Here is a 14064-nt window from a genome sequence, read left to right on the forward strand (position 1 = left end):
GGCTTGAGGGAATGAGCAGGCAACAACGGGCGTTCGCAATAACAAGTAGACTGGGTAAGCTGTGGATTTCGCCGGAGGCAAAGGCAAACAAAGACCTCGGTCCGGGCGGTTATAAGTGCGCGTAAAGAGGAGAACAGTGGGAACTAACCCCATTCGGGTAGCAATCGTCGGTGTTGGAAACTGTGCAGCATCCCTGGTGCAGGGTGTGCAGTACTACAAGGATGCAGACGCTACGGCGACCATCCCCGGCCTGATGCATGTGGAGTTCGGCAAGTACCACGTCAATGACGTGCAGTTTGTCACCGCGTTCGACGTCGATGGCAAGAAGGTCGGCCTGGACCTCGCCGACGCCATCGGCGCCAGCGAGAACAACACCATCAAGATCGCGGACGTGCCGCCCACCGGAGTGAAGGTCCAGCGCGGGCACACCCTCGATGGCCTGGGCAAGTATTACCGCGAGACCATCGTCGAATCCGATGCGGAGCCGATTGACGTCGTCGCTGAGCTCAAGGCATCACAGGTTGACGTAATGGTCTGCTACCTGCCAGTCGGCTCCGAAGCAGCAGCGAAGTTCTATGCCCAGTGCGCAATCGATGCGGGCGTCGCTTTTGTCAACGCACTTCCCGTTTTCATCGCAGGCACCAAGGAGTGGGCTGATAAGTTCACTGCAGCGGGTGTGCCGATTGTGGGTGACGACATCAAGAGCCAGATCGGCGCAACGATCACCCACCGCGTGATGGCCAAGCTGTTCGAAGACCGCGGAGTCACGCTGGACCGCACGTACCAGCTCAACGTCGGCGGCAACATGGACTTCAAGAACATGCTCGAGCGGGACCGCCTTGAGTCAAAAAAGATTTCCAAGACCCAGGCTGTCACCTCAAACGTAGAGGCCGAACTGCACGCCGACGACGTCCACATCGGACCGTCGGATTACGTCGCCTGGCTCGATGACCGCAAATGGGCGTTTGTGCGTCTCGAGGGCCGCAACTTCGGCGATGCACCGGTTTCCCTTGAGTACAAGCTCGAGGTGTGGGATTCCCCGAACTCGGCCGGTGTGATCATCGACGCCATCCGCGCCGCGAAGATTGCCGCAGACCGCGGCGTCGGCGGACCGATTCTCTCGGCGTCGAGCTATTTCATGAAGTCGCCGCCGGAGCAGTACAACGACGACATCGCCCGCGACAAAGTTGAAGCTTTCATTCGCGGCGAGGTCGAGCGCTAGAGCAGTTCCCCTCTGATGAAACGCCCCCGGTCCTACCGGGGGCGTTTTGTTGTGGGGAAGTGGCCTGTCCGACCGCTGGCGTTCGCATCGCATGAGAGATTGTTGTCATGAGCAATAGCCTTCCCGGTCTGGCGGTGTGTCTCGCCGGCGCTGCAATTTCCTGGCTGCTGAGCGGTCTACTCCCGGGAACCAGCCCGCTCTTGATCGCCATCCTCCTTGGAGCGGCCTGGGGAAACCTGTTGCCGGTGCCATCCCTGTTCTTCGAGGGGATCGGTGTTTCATCCAAAACCCTGTTGCGGGCGGGCATCGTACTGCTCGGACTTCAACTCTCACTCTCAGCAGTACTTGGGCTGGGCCCCGGTGTGCTCCTCCTTGTTTTTCTGTCAGTGGGTGTGACCTTCGCTGCCACACTGTGGATCGGAAAGCTCCTGGGCATCAGCTTTGCCCAGCGACTTCTCATCGCTTCAGGGTTCTCTATCTGCGGTGCGGCAGCGGTTGCAGCCACGGAGACTGCGGCCGGCGCCAAGAAGACGGAAGTCGCCACCGCCATCGGACTGGTGGTGCTCTTTGGGACCCTGATGATCCCCACGGTCCCCTTCCTGGGCGGGCTGCTGGGAATGCCGGAGAGGACCCTCGGCGTGTGGATCGGGGCATCGACCCATGAAGTGGCACAGGTTGTTGCCGCGGGCGGATCAGTGGGCAGCTCTGCTCTTGCTGTTGCCGTCACGGTGAAACTCGCCCGTGTCCTCACCCTGGCGCCGATCACCGCCGGAATAGCCCTGCGCATGCGCCGTGCCGAACCGGCTACAGGCGGCAAGATTCCTCCCGTGGTCCCGCTCTTTATTGTGGGGTTTGTCGGAGCGATGCTGTTGCGCACCTCGGATGTCCTCCCGCAAGGGGTCCTGGAACTGGCACAGATCCTGCAGACGCTGCTGCTGTCAGCGGCGATGTTCGCCCTGGGTCTGGGAGTCCACCTGAAAAGCCTGCTGCGCGTGGGCAAGCGCCCGGTGCTGCTCGGTTTGATTTCAACCCTGGTGATCCTCGCGGTATCCCTCGTCTGCTCGGTGGCCCTGCCACTGTCCTGAAGAAACGTGGCCTGCAGGCCTCACGCGGAACGTGTTCCACCCAGTCGGCGGATGCTGTGCGACGCCTGCGCCATCCCCACCAGGCCAAGGAGCAGTCGGCTGTATGCGCGGACACCCACTGCCACCGCGAGCACTGCCTGATCCCGGGACTGTGTGTCGAGGACTGTGCCCAGATCCTGCTGTGCCACCTGATCGGCCGCTCGTGCATATCCGAGTACGACGTCGGCGCTCACCGAAAGTCCCATTGTCTCCATTTCCCGGAGGATGATGTTGAGCAGCGCGCGCGCCTCAGAGGGTGCATCCGGCCAGCTCTGGGCTGCCAACAGCCCGTTCATAAGCGGGTGGTCCTGCACCGCTTCCGCAGGGGCACCCATCACCATCGCCTGGGTTTTGCCCAACAGCTCAAGGCGGGATACACCGGTATCCTCAATGAGTCCGATCAAGCCACGGATCTGATCGACACGAAGCCCGACGACTGACCGGAGACCCGAGATCAGCTCGAGGCGTTCAACGTGCCGGATGCTGTACTCGGCACGAGTGGGATGGATCTCGACCCCGCGCTGGAGCAGTCCTTCGCGAAGATAGAACTTGATGCTGGCGGCGCTTATGCCCGTTGACGCGCTCAGTTCCTTCAGCTGCACGAGGGTCCTCACTGGATAGTGGAAAGACGTCAACTATCCAGATATACATCGCAAGATAGTGGGTCTATCTTATAACCATGGACTGGAGCCCGCTCATAGCCGCCCACGTGGTCGCCGCGCTGTACGTCCTGGTGCTCGGGCCACTCAATATTTTCCGACGGCGACGCGACCGCACCCACAGGATCATTGGCTATACCTGGGTGAGCGCCATGTACTTCGTCTGCGTGAGCAGTTTCGGGATTGTGACCGACGGACATTTCAGCTGGCTTCACGGTCTCTCCGCCTTCACCATTATCACGGTGACGCTCGGCCTCGTCTCGGCGATCCGCCGCAACATCGTTGCTCACCGGGCCAACATGATCGGTAGCTACATCGGCATTGCAATCGCTTTTGTGTTCGCAGCCACGGCACCGGGGCGGGCAATACCGCTGCTGTTGGCTGATGACCCGGGCACCGCCGTCGTTGTTGCTGCGCTGGTGCTGCTCACAGTGGGCGGGCTTTACCTGGCGGTCCGGCCGAGAACGGTAGCGGCACCTGTCAAGGTGGTCCACACCGGCAAGGCGCCGGTTTAGTACCGTTGGGCGTGACCGGGGGCGGTTGGGGCGGCAGGATCGCCTCCGCGCGGCATCCGCCTACGTACTCTTCAGCAGGAAGCAATCACCCTCGCCTACTTGAGCGCGGCACGCAGGAACTACGCCGTGGCGTCCCGTGCTGCAACGAAGGCGGTGACGCACGCTTCCACGTCTTCGGCGCTGTGGGCTGCGGAGAGTTGCACACGGATGCGCGCGGCTCCCTTGGGGACAACCGGGTAGCTGAACGCGATCACGTAGACCCCGTGTTCGAGCATGCTGTCCGCCACTCTCGCCGCCAGCGCCGCATCACCGAACATAACCGGGATGATGGCATGCTCGCCGGCGAGCAGCTCAAATCCTTCCTCGCTCATCCGAGACCGGAACAGGGCCGCGTTCTCACCCAACCGTGCACGGAGCTCCGCACTGTTCTGGACCAGGTCCAGGGCCGTCAGGGTTGCCGCGACAATCGAGGGGGCCAGCGAGTTGGAGAAAAGATACGGCCGCGCCCGCTGCCGCAACAACTCGACGATCTCCGCCCGCCCGGACACGTACCCACCCGAGGCACCACCCAACGCCTTACCGAACGTCCCGGTATACAGATCCACCCGGTCAGACACACCAGCATGCTCCGGTGTTCCCGCCCCCGTTGGCCCCATGAAACCCACAGCATGCGAATCATCGACCATCACCATGGCGTCATACCGCTCCGCCAAGTCACAGATCTCCTGCAACGGAGCAAGATACCCATCCATCGAGAAAACCCCGTCAGTCACCACCAACCGACGGCGCGCACCGGAAGCCTCCTGCAGCTTCGCCTCAAGATCCGCCATATCCCGGTTCGCGTACCGGTACCGCTGCGCCTTACTGAGCCGGATCCCGTCAATGATCGAGGCGTGGTTCAACGCATCCGAGATGACAGCATCCTCAGCGTTCAACAGGGATTCGAACACCCCGCCGTTGGCATCGAAACACGACGAGAACAAGATGGTGTCCTCAGTGCCCAAAAACGCCGACACGCGCTTCTCGAGCTCAAGATGCAGATCCTGCGTCCCGCAGATGAAACGCACCGACGCCATCCCGAACCCGCGATCATCCAACGCACCCTTCGCAGCCTCGATAATCGCCGGATGATCCGCCAAACCAAGGTAGTTGTTGGCGCAGAAGTTCAACACCTGCGCCCCCTCCGCGCTGCCCAACGCCGCGCGGATCCTATTGGACTGCGGCGAAGAAATGGTCCGCTCATGCTTATACAAACCCGCATCCCGGATTTCCTGCAGCTCCGACTGCAGCTGATCCCGCACTGAAACAAACATTCGCAAACTCCCTCTAGATCGCCGACCAGTCAAGCACTACTTTGCCGCTGCGCCCATCACGGGCAATGCTGAAACCTTCCTGCCAGTCAGACGCCGGCAAAACGTCAGTGACCACACTCGCCACCGCATCACGCAACCGGTCATTGGACTGCAGCATCGCACTCATCGCGTACCACGTCTCGAACATCTCCCGCCCATACACACCCTTCAACGTGAGCATGTGCGTGACCACCTTCCCCCAGTCGATCGTGATGTCCTGGGACGGCAAGCCCAGCATTGCGATCCGCCCGCCGTGGTTCATGTTCTCGATCATCTCCGGCAACGCCGTGGGGTGCCCGGACATCTCCAGACCAATATCAAAACCCTCCACCATATGCAGCTCACGCTGCGCCTCGATGATCCGCATCCGGCTCACATCCACCGCCAAATCCACGCCGATGGACCGGGCAAGATCCAACCGCGGCTCCGACACGTCCGTGATCGCAATGTTGCGTGCACCGGCATGACGGGCAACAGCGATCGCCATCAAACCAATCGGACCAGCCCCCGTGATCAACACATCCTCACCCACCAACGGGAAACTCAACGCCGTATGAACCGCGTTACCGAACGGATCGAACACCGCACCCAACTCCGGTGTCACAGCATCGTGGTGAACCCACACATTGGTCTCCGGAATCACCACGAACTCAGCAAACGCACCATCACGCTGCACGCCCACACTGACCGTCCGGATACACATCTGCCGGCGCCCAGCACGGCAATTACGGCAAATACCACACACAATATGTCCCTCACCGGACACCCGGTCCCCCACCCGGACCTCACACACACCCTCACCGAGTTCCACAACCTCACCGTAGAACTCGTGCCCGGGAATCAGCGGCGCCTCGATAATCCCGGCCGCCCACGAATCCCACGACTCAATATGCAGATCCGTCCCGCAAATACCCGTGGTCAACACCCGGATCTTCACCTCACCCACGCCAGGCACCGGCTCCGGCCGATCCACGAACTCAAAACCAGCCCGAGCACCCGATTTATAAAGCGCCTTCACCCACAGTCCTTTCGTTTGTATCGCTGGACAATACTCAGAACAGTCCCACCGCGCCGCCGTCGTCATCCACGTTCATGCGCAGGGCGCCTGGCTCCTTCGGCAGACCGGGCATGGTCATCGCCGCTCCGGTGAGGGCGACAATGAAGCCCGCTCCGGTCTTCGGGATCAGGTCCCGTACATGGAGGGTGAAACCCTCGGGAGCGCCGAGCCGGGTGGCGTCGTCGGAAAACGAGTACTGCGTCTTGGCCATGCACACCGGAAGCTGATCCCACCCGTTTGCCTGGATCTCCTTGAGCCGGCGCAGGGCAGCAGCGGAGAATTCGACGTCGCATGCCCCATAAATCTCCTGCGCAATCGTGCGGATCTTCTCCTCCACAGGGAGTTCCAGTGGATACAGGTGCCGGAAGGAGCGAGGTGCTTCAAGCGCGGCCAGGACTTTCCCGGCGAGATCGTCACCGCCCGGGCCGCCGCCGCCCTCACCCCAGATATCCGCCACGGCCGCGCTGATACCCTCGGCAGCACACCACGACAACAGCCACTCGAGTTCCTCATCCGTATCAGTAACAAACTTGTTGACGGCCACCACGGGTGTGATGCCGAACTTCCGCACGTTCGCTACGTGGCGCCGAAGGTTCACGACTCCGCGCTTCACCGCGTCGACATCCGGCTCCCGCAGATTGTCCTTCGCCACACCACCGTGCATCTTCAAGGCACGGATGGTCGCAACCACTACGACGGCGTCAGGCGCCACATCCGCGGCCCGCGCCTTGATGTCCATGAACTTCTCGGCACCCAGATCTGCGCCGAACCCGGCCTCGGTTACCACGATGTCGGAAAGGCGCTGCGCTGTCTGGGTGGCGATGACCGAGTTGCAGCCGTGTGCGATATTGGCGAACGGTCCGCCGTGCACCAGCGCCGGCGTGCCGGCAATCGTCTGCACGAGATTCGGTTTCACGGCGTCCCTCAGCAGCAGTGTCAGCGCTCCCTCGACGCCGAGATCCGCAACGGTTACCGGCTTCCTGTCATAGGTATATCCGATGGTCATGCGCGCCAGCCGGTTCCGGAGATCGGCGAGATCAGTGGCGAGGCAGAAAGCGGCCATGACTTCGGACGCCACCGTGATGTCGAAACCGTCCTGGCGCGGAACTCCCTGCGTGGGCCCGCCCAGTCCGATCACCACGTCCCGCAAGCTGCGGTCATTGACGTCGAGCACGCGCTTGAAGGTGATCCTTCGCGGATCGATGTTGAGCGGGTTGCCCTGGTAGATGGAGTTATCCACCAGGGCCATGAGCGTGTTGTTTGCACTGGTGATCGCGTGGAAATCACCGGTGAAGTGAAGGTTGATGTCCTCCATCGGCAGCACCTGCGAATACCCGCCGCCGGTGGCTCCGCCCTTCATGCCCATGACCGGGCCAAGCGAGGGCTCGCGCAGCGCAACCATCACGCTCTGGCCGGCCCGCGCCAGCGAATCCGCAAGCCCTACCGTCAAGGTGGACTTTCCTTCACCCGCGGGAGTTGGACTCATGGCGCTGACCAGAACCACTTTCCCCGGCGCCTTCCCGGGGACGCGAGGCAACTGCGCGACGTCGATCTTTGCCTTGTACCGCCCGTGCAGTTCCAGCGCTTCAGCAGGAATACCCGCCGCTGCTGCGATGTCCTCGATGGGACGGATACGGGCCGCTCGTGCAATGTCGAGATCGGACACAGGGGCGTGGATAGACGTCATCGTCTGAAATCCCTCCGGGGTGCTGGCTGGACTATGGGCGGCTCGGGTGTGAGCTGCATCCAATCTACCAGCGCGCCCACGCGCGAGCGCGCCGCCGAAGAGGGGCTTTAGCCGAGTCCTGCGCGCTCCAGAACGTAGCTGGTCATCGGCTCATACAGACCGGGGCACAGATTGTCATCCAGCGGCACCGCGACCTCCAACTGCCCCTCAGCCTCGGAGACAAACAAGCCGGGGTCATTGCAGTCGGCGAAGCCGAGAGTCGGAATGCCAACTGATGCGGCATGCCCTGCCCAACCATGATCGGCCACGATCAGCTCGGGCGCGGGTGCGCCCTGGGATGCGAGAAGCTCAAGGCTGAGCCGCATCGGCTCCGGATAGTGGGTGTGGACGAGGCCGCCGTACTGATGCCAGGCCAGGACACCGAACAACTGCCGGATGTCACCGTCACGGAAGGGCTGGCCCTCGGGGACCTTGACGACGGTTGCGCCGCCCCGTTCAGCTGCAGAGGCGAGCGCAGCGTGAACGGGCAGCAACCCTGCGGGGTGGCCGGTCGCGAACAGAATCCGGCTGCCCGAGCGGACGGCCACGCCAAACCGGTCCGCGAACCGGTCGAGTGCTGCGACGCACTTGTGCGCGTCGATGGTGTCCTGACCCTCGAGATGATCCCGGTCGGCGCTGGTGCCGACGCGCTCGTGCATCAGGTCAAACACCTCATCAAGGCTCCAGGTGCGGGTAAGCCGCACACCAAACTCGAGGTGCTCGTTTCCATCGAGGAACAGCTGCATGTGCCGCAGGTTGTCCTGCCGCGGTGTGGCAACCTTCCCGGTAATACCTACTGAGTCGAGATAGCTGGCGAGTTCGGCGGCTGCATTCACCCGTCCATCCTAGGCACACTGTCCTGGGGAACTGGCTGATGTGCTGCGGGCTACAGTGCGGGCGCACCCTCGTATTGTTCGACGGCCGTCCGGTAGCTCTGCGCCGTGAACAGTGCGGTCCGCTGCCAACCGAAGGCCAACGCGTGCACCGCAGCATTGGTGCCGAGCGTGCGGCGCATTGCGCCGTCGTCGTGCAGGACCTCCAGCGCCGCTGACCATAGTGCGGCACCATGCCCGTCAACCAGAACGCCGGTTCGCCCGGCACTGATCGCCTGCGGCAGTCCGCCGACATTCGCTGCCAGAACCGGTGTGCCGCAGGCCTGCGCTTCAAGCGCCACCAGACCGAAAGATTCGCTGTAGGAAGGCATCGCAACGACGTCGGCCGCGCGGAACCAGTGCGCAAGCTGCTCCGGCAAAACGGGCGGATAGAGCCGGACCACGTCCTGTAGTCCAAGCCGATTGATCAGGGGCCGCAGCTCCAGGGCTTCAGGTCCGCTGCCGGAGCCGATGATGCTGACCTGGAGTGGGATGTCCGGGCGCCGCGCCAGCAAGTCAGCGGCAGCCTCAACCAGCAGGTGGGGACCCTTCAGCTTCTGGATCCGGCCGGCGAAGACCACGTGGAACGTCTCGGCAGAGAACGAAAGCCCGGAACGCGAGGCGGGCCGGTCAAGCGCATTGAAGATGTCGAGATCCACACCGGGGGCGACAATGTCGACCTTCTCGGCGGCCGCCCCGTAAAGGGATTCCAATTCCGCGGCCTCGGTACTTGTGTTGGCGATGAGGCGATCGGCGTCGTTGACGATGGTCTGCTCGCCGGAAATCCGCGATTCAGGTTCCCTTACTCCTCCGGCATGCAGCCGGAGGTTCTTCACCCTCGCCATGGTGTGCATCGAGTGGACCAACGGCAGGTTGAGGGATTTCGCGACGGTCAAGCCCACAATGCCGGAGACCCAGTAGTGGGAGTGGATGACATCGAAGTGTCCGTCTGCCAGCAGATCGGTGGCGTCGGCGATGGCGTCGGCCAGGTCATCGGAGAGTTGGGGAAGTACTTCTTTCGGAACCCGGCGCGTGGGTCCGGCAATAAGGTGGCGGACCAGGACACCCGGGCCCAGCTCCTCAATGTGAGGTTGCCCGTCCGCTGCTGCGCGAGTGAAAATTTCGACGTCGATACCGACCTTGGCGAGCTCCAGCGCCACTGAGCGTACATAGACATTCATACCGCCGGCGTCGCCGCCGCCGGGCTGATCGAAGGGCGATGTGTGAAGCGACAGCATCGCCACGCGCTTCACGGGGGTCACGAGCCCTCCCTTCGCCGTCCAGGTTGTATTCTTCTGCCAGCACTTGACCTCTGGCCACTAGTGACCATATAACGCGGACAACAGTCACGACATTCCGCGGGAGCGCCTCGTGGAGCCGGAGTGGTCCGTTAAAGGCGGAAGCCCGCGCTGGGAAGCGCGGGCTTCTCTGGTGGTGGCACCGATGACTTGCATCAGTTTCTCCTTCGCGGATCGACAGGGCGCGGCTACACGCCGCATGGACGCACCTGTTACTTGATGAACAGGTGATGCTGCGGCAGGGCAAAAGACTGGGCGTTTTCCCAGGCGTTATCGACCGACGATTCCTGTATTCGCTTCCAGAAGGAAACACTTTCCCGAAGTTTCTTAATCATGAAGTACACCTCCTCTCGCTGCGTGAAGTCAGGCATCACCGCTGATAAATCGACGGGTTGCGTGTCGGGTTCACGAACCGGGTCGAGGCGGGTGAGACTGCCGGACATGATGAATTCCCCGTGTGAACGCTGCTGTGCATCGACCTGGGCCGTGGTGCGTTCGGTGGAAACAGGGGCTGAAACAGGCATGGATATCTCCTGAGATTGTGGTGCGGGAAGAGAAGAGGGCTGCGATGAGCCCGGAATTCGTGAGAAAGGCACGAAAAAGCGAGGCGGGTTCCGCCTGACGCACACAAAGGAAAAAGAAAACTTCTCCGCAGAAGAAATTAGGAGAGAAGTGCCGTTTTCAGCAGGAAGTTAATGCGCAGCGATGGCGGAGGCTGGGCGGGTTCGCGCGGCCATCATGCCGCCGAGAAGATTAATCACCGAATCCCACCTCCACTTCTAACTTGCGCTTACCTGAACAGTGCAAAAACAAAGGAAGATTGGGTTCTCCCAATGGCACTTCTCAAAGCTACCTCAAACGAAGCGCCTTCGCCTAGCTCTTTTGCGAGAAATTCCGAATATTTTGCCGGACGGGGAGTAGCCGGGACAGCAGCAGCGCATTAGCCCGCCAGGCAGCGTTAGGCTGACCAAGGATTCGAGGAGAGGTAGGCGGATGGGATCTGCACGGCTCCGCGAGGTCGATGCGCTGCGCAGCTTTGCGCTCGGCGGCATCCTCATGGTCAATATCTGGTACTTCGCCGACGCGTTCACCCTTGCCGGCGAAATCAGCCCGAATCACCGGTCGGCAGCTGACCTCGCAGTGCGGTTCACGGTTGCAGCTCTCTTCGAAGCGAAGTTCTACCTACTCTTCTCCTTCCTGTTCGGCTACAGCTTTGATCTGCAGTGGCGGGCGGCCATTGCGGCAACCGCATCCCCGGTACAACGCATCCAGCGCCGCCTTGCTGCGTTGTTTGTCCTCGGCTTGCTGCACGGTCTCGTCCTGTTTTTTGGGGACATCCTCCTGACGTATGCGCTGATGGGCCTGATTCTGCTCGCGACGCACTCACTGCGCACGTCCACGGCCGTCATCACGGGCAGTGCGCTGATTGGAGGGATCGGTTCGCTCATCCTGGCTGTGGGCCTTTTCATTGCCGGCGCCGGAGCGGGTGCTCCTTCCGCCGCTATTGCAGTCAATTCAGGCGCGCTCACCCAGAGCCCAAGCTCGGTCTTCGCAGCCAACGCGGACAACTTCCTGGAGAACGTTGCCGGTGTGGTCTTCGTTCAGGGTCCGCTCTCGCTCGGAATGTTCTACCTCGGGCTCGCGGCCGCCCGGGCCCGCCTTTTGGAACGGCCGCTCTCCACCCGCATCCTGACGACGACGGCGGCAACCTGCCTTCCCGTCGGCCTCGCCGCCGGTGTTTTCCAGGCCTACCTGACCACCTATGGGAGCGGCGACCGGTTCAGTGTGCTGGCCTTCGGCATCTCAACGCTCACCGCGCCTCTGCAGACAGCCGGCTACGTGAGTCTCCTCCTGCTGCTCTTCCGCACGGCGGCCGGAGCACGCCTCTGCGGACTGCTTGCACCCGCGGGACGCATGGCGCTCACCAACTACCTCCTGCAGTCGGTGATCATGGCGCTCGTTTTCACCGCCTACGGGCTGCGGCTCTCCGACGGACTGCCGGCCAGCGCGGTGGCGGGAATCGCCGTCGTCATCTTTGCAGCCCAACTTATCCTCAGCCGCCTTCTCCTCGCACGCATACGAATTGGCCCGGCAGAGTGGCTACTGCGGAGCATCACGTATGGCCGACGGAGTACGCGGGCACCGGGAAGTTAGACGTTCCAGCGCAGGATGGCGGGAGTGCGCTTGTCCCAGCCGAGCGCACACACCGCGGCCGTACCAAGGATGAAGCGCCGCCCCTCCACGGGTTCGAACTCCAGCCAGCGCGCCGTAAGCACCCGGAGGAAGTGGCCGTGAGCAACCAGGAGGGCGTTACGCACCGGTTGCGCCTGCGGATCCTGGTCCGCCGGTGTGCCGCAACCGGCCTGAACCCTCGAGATGATCCGGTCAGCGCGTGCTGCCACCTGGGCAATGGTTTCTCCGTTTGGGACGCCGTCCTTCCAGATGAGGTAATCCGGATTCTCCTTGCGGACAAGCGCGCTGTTACGGCCTTCATTGTCGCCGTAGTCCCACTCATGGGCATACGGGAGCACCTCGGCGCCACCAAAACCGGCCAGCTCAGCCGTGCGTCGCGCACGCTGAAGCGGAGACGTGAAGACCAGGTCAAACTCGACGCCGGCCAACCGGCTCGCAGCGTCCCGTGCCTGCTGCTCGCCGGCCGAAGTCAGCGCAAGGTCAGTGAGGCCGGTGTAGTTGCCGTCGCGGGACCACTCCGTCTCACCGTGGCGCAATAGCCAAAGGTTAGGCAGCGGTGTGCCCGCCGCGGTCAGATCAGCGGCAGCTGCTCCGGACTGGCTCATGATTCATCTCCTGCTTCGGGCTGGCCGGCCCACCAGACGCGCAACTTGGACTCGGCAGCCTCACGGGTATGCGGACCATGTTCCATGCGTTCCTCCAAAAGAAAGCGATAGGCCCGCCCCACAACCGGCCCCGGCCGAATACCCAGCAGCTTCATGATGTCTTCTCCGTCCAGATCCGGCCGTATCGATGCGAGCTCTTCCTGCTCGGCGAGCGCAGCGATGCGGTTCTCGAGGTCGTCGTAAGCAAAAGCGAGGCGCTCTGCCTTCCGGCGGTTGCGCGTTGTCACGTCCGACCGCGTCAGCCGGTGCAGCCGTTCAAGCTGGAGCCCGGCGTCGCTCACGTAACGGCGCACCGCGGAATCCGTCCAGCCCGCCTCGCCGTAGCCGTAGAAGCGCATGTGCAGCTCCACGAGGCGCGCCACCGCCTTGATCGTGTCATTGTCGAAACGGAGCGTCTTCATCCGCTTGGCTGTCAGCTTTGCTCCGACAACATCGTGGTGGCGGAAACTCACCGCGCCGGTTGGTTCGAAGCGCCGGGTGGCCGGCTTCCCGACGTCGTGCATCAGGGCAGCGAACCGCAGGGCAAAGTCCGGAGCCGGCACCGCGCCGTCGTCATCGGTTTCCAGTGCGCACGCCTGCTCCAGCACGGTCAGTGAGTGCTGGTAGACGTCCTTGTGCCGGTGGTGCTCATCCATCTCAAGGCGCAGCGCAGGCACCTCAGGCAGCACGTGGTCGGCCAACCCGGTGGAAACCATGAGGTCGACGCCCCGCCGGGGGTGGGCACCGTTGATGAGCTTGATCAGCTCATCCCGGACGCGCTCTGCGGAAATGATGGTGATGCGCTCGGCCATCGCGGTCATCGCATCCCGCACCTCCGGCGCAACCTCCACTCCCAGCTGGGAAGCGAACCGTGCCGCGCGCATCATTCGGAGCGGATCATCGGAGAATGACGACGACGGCGCCCCCGGAGTGCGCAGCAGGCCCGCGTGCAGGTCCTTTACTCCACCGTACGGGTCCACGAGTTCCAGTGAGGGCAGACGCAAGGCCATGGCGTTGATCGTAAAGTCCCGGCGGAGGAGGTCATCCTCCAGATTCGTGCCGAAGGCAACCACGGGCTTGCGGGAGGACGGCTCATACGCCTCGGCGCGGTAGGTCGTGACTTCGATGGTGAAGGACGCCTTGCGCAGCCCGATCGTTCCGAACTCCCGGCCAATCTCCCAAAAGGCGTCGGACCACCGCCGGATGACCGCGATTATCTGATCCGGATCAGCGTCCGTGGTGAAATCGAGGTCCGGCGAGGACCTACCGAGGAAAAGGTCGCGGACCGGCCCGCCCACCAGTGAAAGTTCGTGGCCGGCATCAGCGAACAGCCGTCCTAGCTCAGTAACCACCGCCGGAAGGGGGGCGGTCAACGGGGAATCTTCCAACAGGTGCACCATAG

At 62.6% G+C, this 14064-nt stretch carries 13 protein-coding genes; 4 read left to right on the plus strand and 9 right to left on the minus strand.

All coding sequences use genetic code 11. The annotated features are described in order from the left end of the window. Positions 1 to 136 precede the first annotated feature (136 nt). Both ABFX19_RS05605 and ABFX19_RS05610 read left to right on the plus strand, forming a co-directional pair. The gene (locus ABFX19_RS05605; RefSeq protein WP_056545557.1) at positions 137 to 1222 is read left to right on the plus strand and encodes an inositol-3-phosphate synthase; all 1086 of its coding nucleotides are present in this window, start codon (positions 137 to 139) and stop codon (positions 1220 to 1222) included. A 107-nt stretch (positions 1223 to 1329) separates the two neighbouring features. After that, positions 1330 to 2307: a YeiH family protein gene (locus ABFX19_RS05610; RefSeq protein WP_277358516.1), complete on the plus strand. Its 978-nt coding sequence runs from the start codon at positions 1330 to 1332 to the stop codon at positions 2305 to 2307. A gap of 20 nt (positions 2308 to 2327) precedes the next feature. On the opposite strand, the gene ABFX19_RS05615 is transcribed toward ABFX19_RS05610, so the two are convergent. Beyond that, positions 2328 to 2948 carry a MerR family transcriptional regulator gene (locus tag ABFX19_RS05615; RefSeq protein ID WP_277358515.1) on the minus strand — a complete coding sequence of 207 codons (621 nt, stop codon included), beginning with the start codon at positions 2946 to 2948 and terminating at the stop codon, positions 2328 to 2330. 77 nt (positions 2949 to 3025) lie between these two features. Here ABFX19_RS05615 and ABFX19_RS05620 point away from each other — a divergent pair, with 77 nt between their 5' ends. Continuing rightward, entirely contained in the window at positions 3026 to 3520 is a 495-nt protein-coding gene (locus ABFX19_RS05620) for a DUF2306 domain-containing protein (RefSeq protein WP_277358514.1), read from the plus strand. Between the two features lie 119 nt (positions 3521 to 3639). Here the strand turns inward: ABFX19_RS05620 and ABFX19_RS05625 are convergent, their stop codons facing one another. The 6 genes from ABFX19_RS05625 to ABFX19_RS05650 all read right to left on the minus strand — a co-directional run bounded on the left by ABFX19_RS05625 (position 3640) and on the right by ABFX19_RS05650 (position 10349). Continuing rightward, positions 3640 to 4833, minus strand: a complete 1194-nt coding sequence (locus ABFX19_RS05625; protein ID WP_277358513.1) for a glycine C-acetyltransferase — start codon at positions 4831 to 4833, stop codon at positions 3640 to 3642. Positions 4834 to 4846: 13 nt separating this feature from the next. Beyond that, entirely contained in the window at positions 4847 to 5890 is a 1044-nt protein-coding gene (gene tdh / locus ABFX19_RS05630) for an L-threonine 3-dehydrogenase (protein ID WP_277358512.1), read from the minus strand. Positions 5891 to 5924: 34 nt separating this feature from the next. Next, positions 5925 to 7616, minus strand: coding sequence for a formate--tetrahydrofolate ligase (locus tag ABFX19_RS05635; RefSeq protein ID WP_346027777.1), 1692 nt, complete (start codon positions 7614 to 7616; stop codon positions 5925 to 5927). 107 nt (positions 7617 to 7723) lie between these two features. After that, positions 7724 to 8491 (minus strand): phosphatase, encoded by a 768-nt coding sequence (locus ABFX19_RS05640; protein ID WP_346027778.1) that lies wholly within the window; start codon positions 8489 to 8491, stop codon positions 7724 to 7726. Between the two features lie 50 nt (positions 8492 to 8541). Then, a complete protein-coding gene (gene mshA / locus ABFX19_RS05645; protein WP_346027779.1) occupies positions 8542 to 9789 on the minus strand; it encodes a D-inositol-3-phosphate glycosyltransferase in 1248 nt (415 codons plus the stop codon). Positions 9790 to 10037: 248 nt separating this feature from the next. Continuing rightward, a complete protein-coding gene (locus ABFX19_RS05650; protein ID WP_277358508.1) occupies positions 10038 to 10349 on the minus strand; it encodes a hypothetical protein in 312 nt (103 codons plus the stop codon). A gap of 469 nt (positions 10350 to 10818) precedes the next feature. Between ABFX19_RS05650 and ABFX19_RS05655 the strand changes: the two genes are divergently transcribed. Continuing rightward, complete coding sequence (locus ABFX19_RS05655) at positions 10819 to 11979, plus strand: DUF418 domain-containing protein (RefSeq protein WP_346027780.1); 1161 nt, start codon at positions 10819 to 10821, stop codon at positions 11977 to 11979. Here ABFX19_RS05655 and ABFX19_RS05660 read toward each other — a convergent pair. After that, positions 11976 to 12623 carry a histidine phosphatase family protein gene (locus ABFX19_RS05660; protein ID WP_056545578.1) on the minus strand — a complete coding sequence of 216 codons (648 nt, stop codon included), beginning with the start codon at positions 12621 to 12623 and terminating at the stop codon, positions 11976 to 11978. The two genes, ABFX19_RS05655 and ABFX19_RS05660, sit on opposite strands and share 4 nt — an antisense overlap. Further along, the gene (locus ABFX19_RS05665) at positions 12620 to 14062 is read right to left on the minus strand and encodes a CCA tRNA nucleotidyltransferase (RefSeq protein ID WP_277358506.1); all 1443 of its coding nucleotides are present in this window, start codon (positions 14060 to 14062) and stop codon (positions 12620 to 12622) included. Before ABFX19_RS05665 ends, ABFX19_RS05660 begins: the two co-directional genes overlap by 4 nt. Positions 14063 to 14064 lie beyond the last annotated feature (2 nt).

Origin of the sequence: Arthrobacter parietis (genome assembly GCF_039530425.1) — a bacterium.
In the GTDB taxonomy this organism is placed as follows: domain Bacteria; phylum Actinomycetota; class Actinomycetes; order Actinomycetales; family Micrococcaceae; genus Arthrobacter_D; species Arthrobacter_D parietis.

What these genes read in the sequence shown, in the direction of transcription:
- ABFX19_RS05610 (WP_277358516.1), top strand. Translation starts at nt 1,330, where the DNA reads ATGAGCAATAGCCTTCCCGGTCTGGCGGTGTGTCTCGCCGGCGCTGCA.
- ABFX19_RS05620 (WP_277358514.1), top strand. Translation starts at nt 3,026, where the DNA reads ATGGACTGGAGCCCGCTCATAGCCGCCCACGTGGTCGCCGCGCTGTAC.
- ABFX19_RS05625 (WP_277358513.1), bottom strand. Translation starts at nt 4,833, where the DNA reads ATGTTTGTTTCAGTGCGGGATCAGCTGCAGTCGGAGCTGCAGGAAATC.
- ABFX19_RS05635 (WP_346027777.1), bottom strand. Translation starts at nt 7,616, where the DNA reads ATGACGTCTATCCACGCCCCTGTGTCCGATCTCGACATTGCACGAGCG.
- ABFX19_RS05650 (WP_277358508.1), bottom strand. Translation starts at nt 10,349, where the DNA reads ATGCCTGTTTCAGCCCCTGTTTCCACCGAACGCACCACGGCCCAGGTC.
- ABFX19_RS05655 (WP_346027780.1), top strand. Translation starts at nt 10,819, where the DNA reads ATGGGATCTGCACGGCTCCGCGAGGTCGATGCGCTGCGCAGCTTTGCG.
- ABFX19_RS05660 (WP_056545578.1), bottom strand. Translation starts at nt 12,623, where the DNA reads ATGAGCCAGTCCGGAGCAGCTGCCGCTGATCTGACCGCGGCGGGCACA.
- ABFX19_RS05665 (WP_277358506.1), bottom strand. Translation starts at nt 14,062, where the DNA reads ATGGTGCACCTGTTGGAAGATTCCCCGTTGACCGCCCCCCTTCCGGCG.